Raw genomic sequence first — 15422 nt, 5'->3', positions numbered from 1 at the left:
AACAACCATTCACGACGCTCGGTGGGGATTGGAGAACGACGACGGGGCCGGCCCCCTCCTGGGTGCCGGCCCCGTCCAGGTCCGCCCGGGGGCAGACGCTGCTGTCAGTGGGCCGCCGCGTAGGCGTCCTGCAGCTCTTGCGACACACGGCCGCGCGAGCTCACCTGGAAGCCGTTCTCCCGGCCCCACTCACGGACCTTCGCGAGCTCGTCGCTGCGACCGCTCGTGGCGGACGAGCCCTTGCGGCGGGTCTGCCGACGACCGCCGGAACGACGCGCCTGACCGATCCACGAGGCGAAGTCCTCACGCAACTTCGCAGCATTCTCGTCACTGAGGTCGATCTCGTAGTGAACCCCGTCGAGGGCGAACTCCACGGTCTGGCTCGCCTCCCCGCCACTGAGGTCATCGACGAGGATGACCTGCACACGCTGTGCCATTTTCTTCTCCTTGATGAGACCTTGCGCCGCCAACAGGATGCGGCGCGAAAGAAGACTAGCGCCTTTTCCTCCGAACGCGAACCCGGGCAATTGCGCGACAAGGTCACAAGGCAATCACAGTGCCATTCTTCGCCGACCCGCCAGCGGGTGGGCGCAGCAGTCAGCGACGCTGCTCCGGGTGGGTGTCCGGATCGTCCTGCGGGGCGCGTGCGGTGCCCCTCTCGCGTTCCTGCGCGTCCTGCGCCTGCTCGGCGGCCCGCAGCGCGGCACGCTCGCGGCGGTCTCCCTCCACCACGTGCTTCATGACGACGTAGAAGAGGTAGAGCAGCCCTGCCGACGGCAGCAGCGCCGCCAGGATCATCCACCCCTCGTACAGGAGGTCGCCCATCACGCCTCCGGCTTGAGGAAGGGGAAGAGGATGGTCTCCCGGATCCCGGTGCCGGTCAGCAGCATGAGCACCCGGTCCAGACCCATCCCCAGGCCACCCATGGGTGCGCGGCATACTCCAGCGCCCGCAGGAAGTCCTCGTCCAGCTGCATCGCGTCGGGGTCCCCGCCCGCGGCGAGCAGCGACTGCTCGGTCAGCCGCGCCCGCTGGACCTCGGGATCCACCAGCTCGGAGAAGGCGGTGCCCCGCTCCACCCCGCCGATGACGAGGTCCCACGCCTCGACCAGCCCGGGCTGGGTGCGGTGCGGGCGGGCCAGTGGCTGGGCGATCGTCGGGTAGTCGCAGACGAACGTCGGCTGGACGAGGGTCGGCTCGACGACGTCGCCGAAGATCTCCATGGCGATCTTGTCGGCGCCCCACTCCGGCTTCACCGGCACCTCGTGCGTGGCAGCGAGCCGACGCAGGTCGTCGAGCGAGGAGTCGACTCCGACCCTCTCCCCCACCGCCGCCGACAGGCCCTCGTAGAAGGGAAGCCAGGACCATTCCGCGTCGAGGTCGATCATTCCTGCAGGAGTGTCGAGCGTGCGTGAGCCGAGCTCGTCGGCCGCCGCGAGGATGATCCGGCGGATGAGATCGGCCATGGTGAACTGATCACCGTATGCCTGGTAGCACTCGAGCATCGTGAATTCCGGCGAGTGGGTGGAATCGATGCCCTCGTTACGAAAGATCCGGCCGATCTCGTAGACCCGTTCCACCCCGCCGACGACCGCCCGCTTGAGATAGAGCTCGAGCGCGATCCGCATCGACATCGGCATGTCGAAGGCGTTGAGGTGGGTGTCGAACGGCCGGGCGTTCGCACCGCCGTGCACCGCCTGCAGCACCGGGGTCTCGACCTCCAGATAGCCGTCCTGCTCCAGCACGCGGCGCACGGCGCGGGTCATGGCCGCCCGGTCCGCCACCATCTGGCGCGCCTCGTCCCGGACGATGAGGTCGACGTAGCGCTGCCGGACCCGCTGCTCCTCGGACAGGTCCTTGTGCAGGACCGGCAGCGGACGCAGCGCCTTCGCGGCCATCTCCCACCGGGCCGCCATGACGGAGAGCTCACCGCGGCGGGAGCGGATGACCCGGCCCTCGACGAAGACGTGGTCGCCCAGGTCGACCCAGGCCTTCCACCGGTCCAGCGACTCCTGCCCGACCTCGGCGAGGGAGAGCATCCCCTGCAGCCGGGTGCCGTCACCGGCCTGCAGCGAGACGAAGCAGAGCTTGCCGGTGTTGCGCACGAAGACGACCCGTCCCGCGACCCCGACGACGTCCTGGCTCTCCTCGCCCGTCTCCAGGCCGTCCCACTGCTCGCGCACCTGTTGCAGGGTGTGGGTCACCGGCAGGCTGACCGGGTAGGGGTCGACCCCGGCGTCCAGCATCGCCTGACGCTTGCCCTGACGGACCGCGATCTGCTCGGGCAGGTCGGTGTCCGGGACGGGCTGGGGGGTCGCGTCGCTCACCCTCCCAGCGTAGTCGTCCGTCGGCGGCTCCCCGGCACGGCGTCGGCGGCGCTGCCGGGGGTCGACTCAGCCGAAGAGCGCGGGGGCGCTCGCGCTGCGCTCGAGGTCCAGCAGCTGCTGCTTGCGCTCCACGCCGCCGCCGTAGCCGGTGATGGCGCCGGTGGACCCGATGACGCGGTGGCAGGGCACGACGATGGAGATCGGGTTGCGACCGTTGGCCAGCCCCACCGCGCGCGAGGCCCCGGGCTGGCCCAGCGCCCGGGCCAGGTCGCCGTAGGACCAGGTCGTGCCGTAGGGGATCGTGCGCAGCACGCCCCAGACGCGCTGCTGGAAGTCGGTGCCCTCGGCCGCCAGGGGGAGGTCGAACTCGGTGCGTTCCCCCGCCAGGTACTCCCGCAGCTGCCGGGCCGCCGTGAGGAGCACGGCGGGCGCCTGCGCCTCGTCGACCTCGGCGCCCAGCTCCTGCGGCGCGTGCCGGTGCTCGGCGAAGTAGACGCCGGTCAGGTGCTCGCCGTCGCTGGCGAGGCGCAGCGGACCCAGGGTGGAGTCGATCGTCAGGTGCAGGGTGGTCATGGTGTCTCCTTCGTCGTGACGGTATGCCCGTCGCCGCCGTGGCGGTCGGTGCCGTCGGTGGTGTGGCGGTCGGTCGTGTGGAAGTCGGTCGTGGATCGGTCGGTGCCCGGCTCGGCGTCCGGCAGGCGCGCCGCGGCGTGGTCGGAGGCGGCCCAGAGCAGCGAGGTGGCATAGCTGCGCCACGGGCTCCAGGCAGCAGCGTGCTGCGCCAGTCCGCGACCGCCCGGCAGCCCGTGGGCGGCAGCGGTGACCTGGACGCCGAGGTCGGTGGCGGGGAAGGCGTCGGGGTCGCCCAGGCCCCGCAGGAGCACCATCTCGGCGGTCCACGGGCCGACACCGGGCAGTGCCAGCAGTTGCTCGCGCGCCGTGCCCCAGTCGGCCCCGGGGCCGAGGTCGACCTCGCCCTCCGCGAGCGCCGCAGCCACCGTGCGCAGGGTGCGCTGACGGGAGGCCGGCATCCCGGGGAGCTCGTGGTCGGCGGCGCCGGCCACCGCAGCAGCCGTCGGGAACAGGTGGGTCACCGGCCCGGTCAGCGGCTCCGGCAACGGGTCGCCGAGGCTCTGCACCAGCCGCCCGGTCAGCGTCCCGGCCGCGACGGTCGAGACCTGCTGGCTCAGGACCACGCGGAGGGCGAGCTCGTCGGTGTCCGGGCTGCCAGGGAGCCGGACGCGGCGTGCTTGCGCACCAGGGGCGCCAGGGCCGGGTCGGAGGCGAGGTGCTCCTCGACCGCGACCGGGTCGGCGTCCAGGTCCAGCATCCGCCGGCAGCGCCCGATGGCAGCCGCCAGGTCACCGGTGTCGGTGAGCCGCAGCGTGACGTGGACGTGACGGTCGTCAGGGCGGCCGGGGCGCAGCTCGGCCACCGCGGGACCCGCGGGGAGACGGAGCGAGCGGACGAGCGCGCCGTCGACCCAGGTGTCGATCCCCGGTACCGCGGTCGCGGCGAGGTGGCCGAAGAGGCTGGGGGCGTGCAGCGGCGCCCGGAAGGGCAGCCGCAGGGTCAGCGTCGTCGGGGCTTCCGGTGGTGGCTGCCCCACGGTGCCGCGGTCTCCGCCGGTGCCGCCACCCCTGGCTCCCGCCCGCAGCTGCGAGGGGGTGGCGGCATACACCTCACGCACGGTGTCGTTGAAGGACCGGATGCTGGAGAAGCCCGCGGCGTGCGCGACGTCGGCCATCGTCAGCGCCGTGCCCTCCAGCAGCAAGCGGGCCGCCTGCGCGCGCTGCGCCCGGGCGAGCGCCAGCGGTCCTGCCCCCAGCTCAGCGCGCACGAGGCGCTCGAGCTGCCGGGTCGAGTAACCGAGGCGGGCCGCCAGCCCACTGACGCCCTCCCGGTCCACGACCCCGTCCGCGACGAGCCGCACGGCCCGGGCCACGACATCCCCCCGCACGTGCCACTCGGGCGAGCCCGGGGTCGCGTCGGGCAGGCACCTCTTGCAGGCCCGGAAGCCGGCCCCCTGGGCCGCCGCGGCACTGGGGTAGAAGCGCATGTTGCGCACCCGGGGCGTGATGGCCGGGCAGCTCGGCCGGCAGTAGATGCCGGTGCTGAGCACCCCGGTGACGAACCAGCCGTCGTAGCGCGGGTCCTTGCTGCGCACGACCATGGCGCAGCGGTCGTGGTCGAGGTGCATGGCTGAGGTGCTCACACGACCATGGTGCCGCCTGCCGCGACGTAGATCTAGCAGAAAAACGACATCACGGTACGGGTTGTCCCGCGGCCGCCTTGGCGCGCACCCGGCGCCGCTCGGCGAGGACGCCGAGCTCGAAGGTCGAGGTCACCAGGAGGGTCAGCGCGACGAGCGGGAGCACGAAGATCACCATGACCAGTTCGAAGCCCTCGAGCGCCTCGTGCCGGGTGGCGTTGAGCACGACGAAGGCGGTGTAGGCGGCATACAACAGCACGAAGAGACCACCCTCCCAGCGCGCGACGGTGAAGCCGGTGAAGACGACCGGGGCCAGGGCCACGGTGGTCGCGATCATGAAGGGGATGTCCAGGGCGATGGCCGGGGTCGGCACCGGCAGACCGCCCGAAGAGATGATCGCCGGGACCCCGAGCACCAGCCCGATGTTGGCGATGCAGCTGCCGACGACATTGCCGACCGCGAGGTCCCGCTGGCCGCGCACCGCCGCGATCACCGAGGCAGCCAGCTCGGGCAGCGAGGTCCCGATCGCGACGACGGTGAGCCCCACGACCAGACCGCTGATGCCCAGCGCCTCGGCGATGTTGACCGCCCCCGAGACCAGCAGGTTGGCGCCGGACACCAGGAGCGCGACACCGACGACCACCAGCAGCAGCGCCAGCGGCGCCCGCATCGGCTCGCCCTCGCGAGGGGCGGGCGCCCGGCGCTTGCGCAGCTCCTCGCGCTGCGCCCGGCGGCTGACGACCACCGTGAGCACGGTGTGGGCGGCCATCGCGCCGAGCAGGACCACACCCTCGACGGTCGAGATCTGCCCGTCGCGGGCCACGAGGAGCAGCGCCACCGAGAGCCCGACCATGACCGGGACGTCGATCTTGATGAGCTGCTCGCGCACGACGAGCGGCAGCACCAGCGCCGCGACCCCGAGGATGAGCAGCACGTTGGCGATGTTGGAGCCGACGACGTTGCCGACCGCGAGGTCGGGCTGGCCGTCGAGGACCGCCCCGACCGTCACGGCCAGCTCGGGGGCCGAGGTGGCCGCCGAGACCACGGTGAGGCCGACCACGAGCGGGCTGATCCCCATGCGGGCCGCGAGGTTCGAGGCGCCGCGCACGAGCAGCTCCCCGCCGCCGACGAGCAGGACGAGGCCGCCGATGACGCGCGCGATGTCGAGAAGGTCCACGACCGCACACCTTAGGCTCTGCGAGGCTGGCCCGGTGCACGAACGGGCTACGGGCAGCGCGACGGACCGGACGCAGGACACCTCCTTGTCCTGGGAGGCGGCCTGGCAGGAGGCGCTCTACGGCGCGGGGGGCTTCTACCGGCGCAGCGCGCCCGCGGCGCACTTCGCGACCTCGGCCCAGGGCATACCGGGCGGTGGGCGGGTGCTCGCCGAGGCGGTGGCGGCGCTGGCCGTCCGGCACGGGTGCGACCGGGTCGTCGACGTGGGCGCGGGGCGGGGTGAGCTGCTGGCCGAGCTGCGCCGGGTCTCGCCCGCGCTGCACCTCACCGGGGTCGACGTCGTGGGCCGGCCGGCGGGTCTGGACGTCGAGGAGTGGCACGTCGCGCCGGGCGGGACGGCGCTGCCGGACACGCTGCGCGACCTCGACGCCACGCTGCTGCTCGCGCACGAGTGGCTCGACGTCGTCCCGTGCCCGGTGGTGCAGCGGGACGGGACCGGGGTATGGCGCACCGTCGAGGTCGCGAGGACCGCGCAGGGGGGTCGGTGGCGCGACTCTCTCGGGAAGCCGGTGGAGGGCGAGGAGCTGGCCTGGGTGCGGCGCTGGCTCGGCGACGGACCAGAGGGTGCGCCAGCGGGTCCACTCCTGCGCAGGACGGGTTCCGCTGCGGTGACGCATCAGCGCAGCGGAACAGCTTCTGCGGATGAGTCGGTCGTCCGGGCCGAGGTCGGGCTGCCCCGGGAGGTTGCCTTCGCCGACCTGGTGCGGCGGGTCCGCAGCGGCCTGGTGGTGGCTGTCGACTACGGCCACACCGCCGAGGACCGGCCGGCCCACGGGACGCTGACCGGGTTCCGCGGCGGGCGACAGGTCGACCCGGTGCCCGACGGCAGCTGCGACCTCACCGCGCACGTCGCTGTCGACGCCCTCGCCGCCTCGCTCCCCTCCCCGACCGGACACCCCGTCGTGACGCCGCGGCGGCAGCGGGAGGTCCTGCGCGACCTCCTCGGCGACCCGAGCGCCCCGGTGCCGCACGCGCTCGCCCGGGACCAGCCGCGGGCATACCTCGACGCGCTCGCCCGACGCGCCGCCGCCCGGACGCTGAGCAGCGGCGTCCTCGGCGACTTCTGGTGGCTCGTGGTCGAGGTCGACCGCGGGCGGCCGGACCGGGCTTAGGCTGACCTGGTGAGCACCCGCGACCTCGACGTCACCCTCGGCGCCACTGGCGTCGGGGGGCTCTCGACCACCGAGATGGTGCTCAACATCGGCCCGCAGCACCCCGCCACCCACGGCGTGCTGCGGCTGCGCATCACCGCCGACGGCGAGCGGATCACGGCCGCCGAGCCGGTCATCGGCTACATGCACCGCGGTGCCGAGAAGCTCTTCGAGGTCCGTGACTACCGGCAGATCATGGTGCTCGCGAACCGGCACGACTGGCTGTCCGCCTTCAACAACGAGGTCGGCGTCGCGCTCACCGTCGAGCACCTGCTGGGCATGGAGGTGCCCGAGCGGGCGACCTGGGCGCGCACCTTGCTGTGCGAGCTGGGGCGGGTGCTCAACCACCTCATGTTCCTGGGGTCCTACCCGCACGAGCTGGGTGCGATCACCCCGATGTTCTACGCCTTCCGGGAGCGGGAGGAGATCCAGGCGGTGATGGAGGAGTACTCCGGCGGCCGGATGCACTTCATGGCCACCCGGGTCGGTGGCCTCCTGCACGACCTGCCCGACGGCTGGCTGGACCGGGTGGACGCGGCGGTGGCCTCGGTGCGCTCGCGGCTGCCCGACCTCGTCGGGCTGGTGCTGGGCAACGAGATCCTGCAGGCCCGCACCCGGGGCGTGGGCGTCCTCGACCTGGACACCGTCCTCGCCTACGGCGTGTCCGGGCCGATCGCGCGCGCCTCCGGGCTCGATGTCGACCTGCGGCGCGACGAGCCCTACCTCGCGTATGACGAGCTCTTCACCGACGACGGGCCCGGCCGGGTGGTGACCCGGGAGGCGGGCGACTGCCTGGCGCGGCTGGAGGTGCTGGTGGAGCAGGTCGAGGTCAGCCTGGACCTCGTGCTCGCGTGCACCGCCCGGTTGCGCGAGCTGGGACCGGGTCCGGTGAGCACCCGGCTGCCGAAGAAGCTCAAGGTGCCGGCCGGCGAGCACTACTGCGCGAGCGAGAACCCGCTCGGCTTCAACGGCTACTACCTGGTCAGCCGCGGCGACACGGTGCCCCACCGGCTCAAGCTGCGCTCGGCGTCGTTCAACAACGTGCAGGTGCTGCGCGAGATGCTGCCCGGCGCTGTCGTCGCCGACATGGTGGCGATCCTGGGCTCCATGTTCTTCGTGGTGGGCGACATCGACAAGTAGCCGCTCCTCAGCCGATCCTGAGCCCGGGGAGGAGAGCGAGGTTGACCGCGATCAGGACGCCCAGCCCGAGCAGCGCGACGACGGGAACCCGGCCCAGTCGCAGGTGCGTCCGACTCGTCGGGCTCCGACGCGCCAGGTAGGGCAAGGACCACGGGCCCAGGGTGAGCAGCACGACATACCCCGAGACGACAGCCACCTGCTGCCCGAGAGGGAAGCCCGCGTCGCTGCCGAGGAGATAGGCCAGCATGAGTCCGAGGTTGACCACGGTGCCGATCCACGCAGGGTGGAGGAGAATCGCTCGGGCGATGCGGTCGTCCTGATCCGTCAGCGGGAGCGCGCGCGAGGCCACGAGGCGCGCGCCGAGGAGGCAGAGCGCGAGGCCGGCCGCCGCGGCGACGAAGGCCGTCCATGCAGGAAGGTCGAGGGCCCGCACGGCGATGGCCGTGTCACCGGCGCGAAGGGGGTGATGAACAGGTAGCCGGCACCGACGACGTAGGACGAGGCTCCGCACCAGAGCCGGACGAGATGCCACGGACCGACCACTCTCGCCCGACTCAAGGTCAGCAGGAGAGTCAGGCCCAGCGCGAGGCTGACAGCAGGACCTGCCAGCGCGACGACCGCGGTGGACACGCCGTCCAGCTCGCCGTCGTACTGAGCGCCGTAGGGATAGAGGCGGCCCTGCCCCACGAGCCCCAAGACCGCCACGAGATGGGTGGCCTCGTGCACCAGCACCGTCACGCCGGAGCCCAGCACCGCCGCCACGGTGCTGTGGAGCGCCAGCGACCGTCGTGACTGGTGCTCCGTCGTGCGGCCGTCGTGCGCCGGACGGCTCACGATCATCCGGCGTGCTCGTTCCGCAGGATGCTCACGCAGAAGTCGGCGTCGGTATGCCAGGGGCGCAGGTCCCAGGTGGCGAACCGGTGCTCGAGGCGCAGGCCGGCCGCGGTCGCCGCCACGTCGAGGTCGGCCGGGGTGAAGCCGCGCACCACCCGGCAGCCGACGACGAGGAATCCGACCTCCCGCAGGTGCGCCCGCAGCCGGGCCACGACGGCGCCGCGGTGCTGCTCGGCCACGAAGTCCATGACGTTGCCGGCCACCAGCGCCCCGTCGAAGGGCTCGGGCTCACCGAGGGACGCCAGATCGAGCGAGGCCAGGTCGGCGGTCAGCCAGGTGGCGCCGGGGTGGTCCTGACGCGCCACCGCCACCAGCGCCGGGTCGATGTCGACCCCCACGACCGTGTGCCCCAGCCGCGACAGGTGCCCGCCGTGCCGGCCGGGCCCGCACCCGGCGTCCAGCAGCCGGGCGCCGCGGGGCGCGAGCACGTCCACCAGCCGCGACTCGCCCTGCAGGTCCTGGCCCGCGGCCGCCATCTGGCGGAACCGGTCGGCATACCACCGCGAGTGCTCCGGGTCCTCCAACCCGGGCCACAGCGTGGTCTCCCGTGAGCCGGGCCTCGGCTCGATCGGGACCTGGGGGTCACGCTCGCTCCACCCGGACTCAGGCTCGCTCATGCCGTCACTGTAGGCGCGTGCCCGGTCCCTGCAGTCGGCCCGGCACGCTTGTGCAGAAGGTTGCGACACCGGGGTGCCTCTGGGCACGCCTGCGACACCAGGAGGCGCACCACCTCAAGCACGAGGGTGCTCAGGCGACGGAACTCAGCCGTACGCGAGGTCCCCGTCGGCCACGCCGTCGTCATCGTCGTCGTGCTCGGTCGGCGGGATGCGGCACCACCCCTGACCGACGAAGCCCGCCACGGAGAGGGCGAGGGCGGCCACCGCGTGCACCAGCCCCCAGATCAGCTGGGCCCGCTCACTCGCCACGTCGGCGTTGGGCAGGTGGACCAGCGCGTTGGCGGCATACCAGCCGAGCAGCGCAGCCCCGCCGAGCGCCGCCGCCTGGGCACCGACGACGGTGCCGCGACCCCGCTGCGGGCTGGGCCGCAGCGTGCCCTTGCCGAGCAGGTAACGCCGGATCTGCCAGCACATCACGAGCACGAGCAGCGTCACGGCGACCAGCGGGACGAGCCCGATCCAGGAGATGACGGGGTATGCCCCGCCCAGCGATCGCACGACCTGCAGCAGCAGCCAGCTCGCCATCCCGGCGAGCACCGCGACGACGACGCCGGCGCGCACCCGCACGCCGTCCACGCCGCTCACGGACCTTCCTCCATCGGGAGCACGCGCTGCTCGACCAGCCCCGGCACGAGGTCGCCCACCGCCACGACGTCCCCGTCGCGGCGCAGGGTCGCGGCGGGGTCGAGGTCGGCCCAGGGGACGAGCACGAAGGCGCGCTCGTGGCTGCGCGGGTGCGGCAGCGCCAGCTCTGGGTCCTCGCTCACCACGTCGGTGCCGGCCGAGGGGTCGCCGTACTGCACCAGGTCCAGGTCGAGGGTGCGCGCGGCCCACCGGACCTCTCGGGTGCGACCGAAGGCAGCCTCGACGCGGTGCAGCGCCGCGAGCAGCGAGGCGGGCGACAGGCTCGTCCGGGCGAGGGCCACGGCGTTGACGTAGTCCGGCTGCCCGGCGACGGCCTCGCCGCCCACCGGGGCGGTGACGAAGGAGCGAGAGGCGCGCACACCGCGAAGCCCGCGCAGCCGACGCAGCCGTCCAACGGCCGCGCGCAACGTCTCGGCGGGCTCGGCGCCGTCGGTCCCCGCGAGGTTGGCGCCGAGCGCGATGACGACCGGCACGTCCCGGCGCCGACGCACCACGACCGCGACGTCGCCGAAGGGCACGCCGACCGGGGCCTGCGGCTTGTGCACCGTCACCTCGACCGCCTCGACCAGCGGGCGCGCCAACACCCGGGTCGCGATCTCCTCGGCCACCGTCTCGATGAGGTCGCGCGGCTCGCCCTCGACCACGGCGACGACGTCAGCGGCGACCTCGCCGTAGTGGACGGTCCGGGCGAGCTCGTCGCTCGTCCCGGCCGGGCGCAGGTCGAGCTCCATGACCACGTCGACGGCGAAGTCCTGGCCGTCGCGACGCTCGTGGTCGAGGACACCGTGGTGCCCCCGCGCACGCACGCCGGACAGCCGGATCTGGTCACCGCCCCTCACCGGGTCGCCTCCTGCGTCAGCTGCCACACCACGAGCGCGTCGCGGGTCGACGGGACCTCGTGCACCCTGACTGCCCAGGCCCCGGCCTGCGCGGCCAGCAGGCTGGTGGCCGCGGTCGCGGCGTCGCGCTGGTCGGGCGGGCTGGGCTCGCCGTCCTCGGGCGTCGCCTCGCCCGGGCGGGTGGACAGGCGCCCGAGGAAGCGCTTCCGGGACGTGCCCACCAGGACCGGCAGCCCGAGCGCCACGACGCGGTCCAGGCCGGCGAGCAGCGTCCAGTTGTGGCCGGCATCCTTGGAGAAGCCGAAACCGGGGTCGAGCACCAACTGATCCTCCCGCACGCCCTGCCCCACGAGCGCCTCGACGCGGGCCGAGAGCTCGTCGCACACCTCCCGCACGACGTCGTCGTAGTGTGCCTCGCCGACGCGTCGGTGAGCAGCCCGCGCCAGTGCATGACGACGTAGCGCGCCCCGGTCTCGGCGATCATCGGCCCCATCCGCGGGTCGCCCAGCCCGCCCGAGACATCGTTGACCAGCACCGCCCCGGCCCGCAGCGCCGCCTCCGCGACGCCGGCGCGCATGGTGTCGACGGAGACGGCATACCCCTGCTGCGCGAGGGCGGAGACGACCGGCAGGACCCGCTCGGCCTCCTCCTGCTCCGGCGGTCGCGTGCTGCCCGGCCGCGTGGACTCGCCTCCTACGTCGACGATCTGCGCCCCCTGCGCCGCGAGCTCCTGCCCGCGCGCGACGGCGACGTCCGTGTCGAGCCAGCGCCCCCCGTCGGAGAACGAGTCGGGGGTGACGTTGACCACCCCCATGATCTGGGTATGCGCGGTGCCCACCGAAGCCCCTACCGCCCGGTGATCAGGCTCATCGCCTCGGCGCGGGTCGCCTGGTTGCGCAGGTGGCCGCGCACGGTCGAGGTGATGGTGCGGGCGCCGGGGCGGCGGACGCCGCGCATCGACATGCACAGGTGCTCGGCCTCGACCACGACCAGGACGCCGCGCGGGGCCAGGTGGTCCACCAGGCGTCGGCGACCTGCGTGGTCAGGCGCTCCTGCACCTGCGGGCGCCGGGCATACACGTCGACAAGCCGCGCCAGCTTGGACAGGCCGACCACCCGGCCGTCCGGGCCGGGGATGTAGGCGACGTGGGCCGAGCCGTGGAACGGCACGAGGTGATGCTCGCAGACGCTGTAGAGCTCGATGTCCTTGACCAGGATCATCTCGTCGTGGTCGACGTCGAAGGTGGTGCCGAGCACCGCGCTCGGGTCCTGGTCGATCCCGGAGAAGATCTCGGCGTAGGACCGCGCCACCCGGGCCGGGGTGTGCAGGAGCCCGTCGCGGTCGGGGTCCTCCCCCACGGCGAGCAGGATCTCCCGGACGGCGGCCTCGATCCGTGCGTGGTCGACGGCGCGGCCGACCGCGTCGTGCGGTCCGGGGGCGTCCTCGTCCGGGTCGGGACCGGCGCCCGCCGGGGCGGGCCTCACGCCCGCCGCGGCCTCAGGCGTGCCCGGGGTCGACATGGCCGCCTTCGGGCACCTGGACCACCTCGGAGGGCGGGTTGTCGCCGTCGGTCTCGGTGAGCGGGTGGTGCCCGTTGGACATCGCGCGCTTCTCAGCGTCGGTGAGGACCGGCCCGGCCTCGTGGATGGTCCGGGCGTCGGAGGACAGCCACACCGGGCGGACCGGCCGCTTGCGGACGTCGGTGAAGACCTCGGCGATCGCCTCGGCGTTGAGCGTCTCCTTCTCCAGCAGCTCCAGCACGAGCGCGTCGAGGATGTCGCGGTTGTCGTTGAGCGCGTGCCAGGCCTCGTCGTGCGCGGCCTCGATGAGCCGGCGCACCTCCTGGTCGACGACGCCGGCCAGGTTCTCGGAGTAGTCCCGCTCGTGGCCCATGTCGCGGCCGAGGAAGACCTCACCGCCGGCCGAGCCGAGCTTGACCGCACCGACCCGCTCCGACATACCGAACTGGGTCACCATCTTGCGGGCCAGGCCGGTCGCCTTCTCGATGTCGTTGGCGGCCCCGGTGGTGGGGTCGTGGAAGACCAGCTCCTCGGCCACCCGGCCCCCGAGCGCGTAGGCGAGCTGGTCCAGCAGCTCGTTGCGGGTCGTGGAGTACTTGTCGTCGGCCGGCAGCACCATCGTGTAGCCGAGCGCCCGACCGCGGGGCAGGATCGTCACCTTGCTCACCGGGTCGGTGTGGTTCATCGCCGCCGCCACGAGGGCGTGACCCCCCTCGTGGTAGGCGGTGATCTTCTTCTCCTTGGCGCTCATGACCCGGGTCCGCTTCTGCGGTCCGGCCATGACCCGGTCGATCGCCTCGTCGAGATCGGCGTCGGTGACCACCTGCTCGTTCTTGCGGGCCGCGAGGAGCGCGGCCTCGTTGAGCACGTTGGCCAGGTCGGCACCGGAGAAGCCCGGGGTCCGGCGCGCGATGGCCATGAGGTCGACGTCCGCCAGCGGCTTGCCCTTGCCGTGCACCTGCAGGATGTGCAGGCGGCCCAGCATGTCCGGGGCCTCGACCGCGATCTGCCGGTCGAAGCGGCCCGGGCGCAGCAGCGCCGGGTCCAGGATGTCGGGGCGGTTGGTGGCGGCGATGAGGATGACGTTGGTCTTGACGTCGAAGCCGTCCATCTCGACGAGCAGCTGGTTGAGCGTCTGCTCCCGCTCGTCGTGACCGCCGCCCATGCCGGCGCCGCGGTGGCGGCCCACGGCGTCGATCTCGTCGACGAAGATGATCGCCGGGGCGTTCTCCTTGGCCTGCTCGAAGAGGTCGCGCACGCGGGAGGCGCCGACACCGACGAACATCTCGACGAAGTCCGAGCCGGAGATGGAGTAGAACGGCACGCCCGCCTCACCGGCCACCGCGCGCGCCAGCAGCGTCTTGCCGGTGCCGGGCGGGCCGTAGAGCAGGACGCCCTTGGGGATCTTCGCGCCGACCTCGAGGAACTTGCGCGGCTCGGAGAGGAACTCCTTGATCTCGTGCAGCTCCTCGACGGCCTCGTCCGACCCGGCGACGTCGGCGAAGGTGACCTTGGGCATGTCCTTGGTCGCGAGCTTGGCCTTGGACTTGCCGAACTGCATCACGCCGCGGCCGCCGCCCTGCATCCGGGTCATGAGCCAGAGGAAAAGCGCCAGGATGAGCAGCAGGGGCAGGAAGTTGACGAGGATCGAGACGAAGACGTTCTGACGGGCGGGGTCGTCGGTCCACCGCTCCGAGGGCGGGTTCTCGTCGAGCGCGGCGATGACCTGCGGGCCGCGGGCGTCGACGTAGAACGCCTGCACCTGCTCGGTCTCGCGCACCTCGTCGTCGGAGAACGGCTGGCCCTCCTTGAGCGTGAGGTCGATCCGGTCCGGCGTGACCACGGCCTCGGCGACCTGGCCATCCTCGATGAGCTGGAGGGCGTCGGCGGTGTCGATGCGGCTGTAGGGGCTCTGCGCGAGCAGCGAGTACCACAGGATGCCCAGGCCCAGGAAGAGGAAGACCCACATCCACGGGCTGGGCTTGGGCCGCTTGCTGGGCCGCTTGTTCGGGGCAGTGCTCATGTCAGTGACGTTCGGGGTGCCACGGGACTCCCCGGTCCTCCTGGTCGACTCGATCCGGCGGTGGTTCTTCGTGCCGCTCAACGCGCGGCAGGAGGTCAGTGTTCCACCTTCGCAGGGTGCTGGAGGCCCGCGCCCCGTCACAGCGACCCCTGTCAGCACCAGCGGCTACGTTGAGCGGTATGCCGCACATCGGGGTGATCTTTCCGCCGGACCAGCCTCCGGAGCGGCTCCGGGAGGTGGCCCAAGGGGCCGAGGCCGCCGGGCTCGACGAGCTGTGGCTCTGGGAGGACTGCTTCAAGGAGGCGGGGGTCTCGGCCGCCGCTGCGGCGCTGGCGTGGACGACCCGGCTGCGGGTCGGCATCGCGCTCATGCCTGTGCCGTTGCGCAACGTCGCGCTCACCGCGATGGAGATCGCCACCCTGGCACGACTCTTCCCGGGCCGCTTCCTGCCCGCGGTGGGGCACGGCGTCCTGGACTGGATGGGGCAGGTCGGCGAGCGCGCGGAGTCCCCGATGACCCTGCTGCGGGAGTATGTCGGCGCCCTGCGGTCGCTCCTCGCCGGGGAGGAGGTCACAGCCGACGGTCGCTACGTCCACCTGGACGCGGTGGCGCTCGACTGGCCGCCGGAGGAGGTGCCGCCGGTGCTCGTGGGTGCCTATCGCCCTAGGAGGGCGCTGAACAATCCGCGCGTCGCCGGGGGTTGGCCGGGCGCTGGGTTGAGACTCTGGGTGTATGCAGGGTGAGGCTGATCGGCAGCGG

The 15422-nt window shown here is 72.8% G+C and carries 15 protein-coding genes and 3 pseudogenes; 3 read left to right on the top strand and 15 right to left on the bottom strand.

All coding sequences use genetic code 11. The annotated features are described in order from the left end of the window. Positions 1-104 precede the first annotated feature (104 nt). From BJF80_RS02820 to BJF80_RS02790, 7 genes and pseudogenes are all read right to left on the bottom strand, one after another. The gene (locus tag BJF80_RS02820; protein ID WP_022925479.1) at positions 105-437 is read right to left on the bottom strand and encodes a histone-like nucleoid-structuring protein Lsr2; all 333 of its coding nucleotides are present in this window, start codon (positions 435-437) and stop codon (positions 105-107) included. A gap of 160 nt (positions 438-597) precedes the next feature. After that, positions 598-825 (bottom strand): hypothetical protein, encoded by a 228-nt coding sequence (locus BJF80_RS02815; protein ID WP_075811163.1) that lies wholly within the window; start codon positions 823-825, stop codon positions 598-600. Beyond that, positions 825-2245 (bottom strand): annotated as a pseudogene (lysS, locus tag BJF80_RS02810) (lysine--tRNA ligase). Before lysS ends, BJF80_RS02815 begins: the two are co-directional and overlap by 1 nt. Before the next feature lie 147 nt (positions 2246-2392). Continuing rightward, positions 2393-2899 carry a methylated-DNA--[protein]-cysteine S-methyltransferase gene (locus BJF80_RS02805; protein ID WP_075811161.1) on the bottom strand — a complete coding sequence of 169 codons (507 nt, stop codon included), beginning with the start codon at positions 2897-2899 and terminating at the stop codon, positions 2393-2395. Then, positions 2896-3522: a DNA-3-methyladenine glycosylase family protein gene (locus BJF80_RS20985; RefSeq protein WP_075811159.1), complete on the bottom strand. Its 627-nt coding sequence runs from the start codon at positions 3520-3522 to the stop codon at positions 2896-2898. Before BJF80_RS20985 ends, BJF80_RS02805 begins: the two co-directional genes overlap by 4 nt. Further along, positions 3513-4541, bottom strand: a complete 1029-nt coding sequence (locus BJF80_RS20980; protein ID WP_075811157.1) for a bifunctional transcriptional activator/DNA repair enzyme AdaA — start codon at positions 4539-4541, stop codon at positions 3513-3515. The genes BJF80_RS20985 and BJF80_RS20980 overlap by 10 nt, the downstream gene beginning before the upstream one ends. A 49-nt stretch (positions 4542-4590) precedes the next feature. Continuing rightward, entirely contained in the window at positions 4591-5715 is a 1125-nt protein-coding gene (locus BJF80_RS02790; RefSeq protein ID WP_075811155.1) for a calcium/sodium antiporter, read from the bottom strand. A gap of 34 nt (positions 5716-5749) precedes the next feature. Between BJF80_RS02790 and BJF80_RS02785 the strand changes: the two genes are divergently transcribed. Next, complete coding sequence (locus tag BJF80_RS02785; RefSeq protein WP_237767396.1) at positions 5750-6886, top strand: SAM-dependent methyltransferase; 1137 nt, start codon at positions 5750-5752, stop codon at positions 6884-6886. Positions 6887-6895: 9 nt separating this feature from the next. Then, the gene (locus BJF80_RS02780; protein WP_075811153.1) at positions 6896-8065 is read left to right on the top strand and encodes an NADH-quinone oxidoreductase subunit D; all 1170 of its coding nucleotides are present in this window, start codon (positions 6896-6898) and stop codon (positions 8063-8065) included. Positions 8066-8072: 7 nt separating this feature from the next. On the opposite strand, the gene BJF80_RS02775 is transcribed toward BJF80_RS02780, so the two are convergent. The 8 genes and pseudogenes from BJF80_RS02775 to ftsH form a co-directional block, all read right to left on the bottom strand. Then, positions 8073-8330, bottom strand: a complete 258-nt coding sequence (locus tag BJF80_RS02775) for a hypothetical protein (protein ID WP_143553942.1) — start codon at positions 8328-8330, stop codon at positions 8073-8075. Between the two features lie 59 nt (positions 8331-8389). Next, entirely contained in the window at positions 8390-8905 is a 516-nt protein-coding gene (locus BJF80_RS02770) for a hypothetical protein (RefSeq protein WP_075811149.1), read from the bottom strand. Then, positions 8902-9576, bottom strand: a complete 675-nt coding sequence (locus BJF80_RS02765; RefSeq protein ID WP_083673411.1) for a class I SAM-dependent methyltransferase — start codon at positions 9574-9576, stop codon at positions 8902-8904. Before BJF80_RS02765 ends, BJF80_RS02770 begins: the two co-directional genes overlap by 4 nt. 144 nt (positions 9577-9720) lie before the next feature. Then, positions 9721-10221, bottom strand: coding sequence for a DUF3180 family protein (locus BJF80_RS02760; RefSeq protein WP_022925469.1), 501 nt, complete (start codon positions 10219-10221; stop codon positions 9721-9723). Beyond that, the gene (gene folB, locus BJF80_RS02755) at positions 10218-11120 is read right to left on the bottom strand and encodes a dihydroneopterin aldolase (RefSeq protein WP_075811147.1); all 903 of its coding nucleotides are present in this window, start codon (positions 11118-11120) and stop codon (positions 10218-10220) included. Before folB ends, BJF80_RS02760 begins: the two co-directional genes overlap by 4 nt. Next, positions 11117-11934: pseudogene (gene folP / locus BJF80_RS02750) on the bottom strand (dihydropteroate synthase). The gene folB and the pseudogene folP overlap by 4 nt, the downstream one beginning before the upstream one ends. Positions 11935-11966: 32 nt before the next feature. Next, positions 11967-12640 (bottom strand): annotated as a pseudogene (gene folE / locus BJF80_RS02745) (GTP cyclohydrolase I FolE). Further along, a complete protein-coding gene (ftsH, locus tag BJF80_RS02740) occupies positions 12618-14663 on the bottom strand; it encodes an ATP-dependent zinc metalloprotease FtsH (protein WP_237767395.1) in 2046 nt (681 codons plus the stop codon). The pseudogene folE and the gene ftsH overlap by 23 nt, the downstream one beginning before the upstream one ends. Before the next feature lie 179 nt (positions 14664-14842). Here ftsH and BJF80_RS02735 point away from each other — a divergent pair, with 179 nt between their 5' ends. Then, positions 14843-15406 (top strand): LLM class flavin-dependent oxidoreductase, encoded by a 564-nt coding sequence (locus BJF80_RS02735; protein WP_083673410.1) that lies wholly within the window; start codon positions 14843-14845, stop codon positions 15404-15406. Positions 15407-15422 lie beyond the last annotated feature (16 nt).

This window comes from Serinicoccus sp. CUA-874 (assembly GCF_001942225.1).
In the GTDB taxonomy this organism is placed as follows: domain Bacteria; phylum Actinomycetota; class Actinomycetes; order Actinomycetales; family Dermatophilaceae; genus Ornithinicoccus; species Ornithinicoccus marinus.
Note: the sequence above shows the minus strand (reverse complement) of the source record. Positions and strands in the feature narration are given on the sequence as shown.

Excerpts from the sequence above, each read along its gene's own strand:
- BJF80_RS02820 (WP_022925479.1), bottom strand. The coding sequence starts at position 437 with ATGGCACAGCGTGTGCAGGTCATCCTCGTCGATGACCTCAGTGGCGGG.
- BJF80_RS02815 (WP_075811163.1), bottom strand. The coding sequence starts at position 825 with ATGGGCGACCTCCTGTACGAGGGGTGGATGATCCTGGCGGCGCTGCTG.
- BJF80_RS02805 (WP_075811161.1), bottom strand. The coding sequence starts at position 2,899 with ATGACCACCCTGCACCTGACGATCGACTCCACCCTGGGTCCGCTGCGC.
- BJF80_RS02770 (WP_075811149.1), bottom strand. The coding sequence starts at position 8,905 with ATGATCGTGAGCCGTCCGGCGCACGACGGCCGCACGACGGAGCACCAG.
- BJF80_RS02765 (WP_083673411.1), bottom strand. The coding sequence starts at position 9,576 with ATGAGCGAGCCTGAGTCCGGGTGGAGCGAGCGTGACCCCCAGGTCCCG.
- ftsH (WP_237767395.1), bottom strand. The coding sequence starts at position 14,663 with ATGAGCACTGCCCCGAACAAGCGGCCCAGCAAGCGGCCCAAGCCCAGC.
- BJF80_RS02735 (WP_083673410.1), top strand. The coding sequence starts at position 14,843 with ATGCCGCACATCGGGGTGATCTTTCCGCCGGACCAGCCTCCGGAGCGG.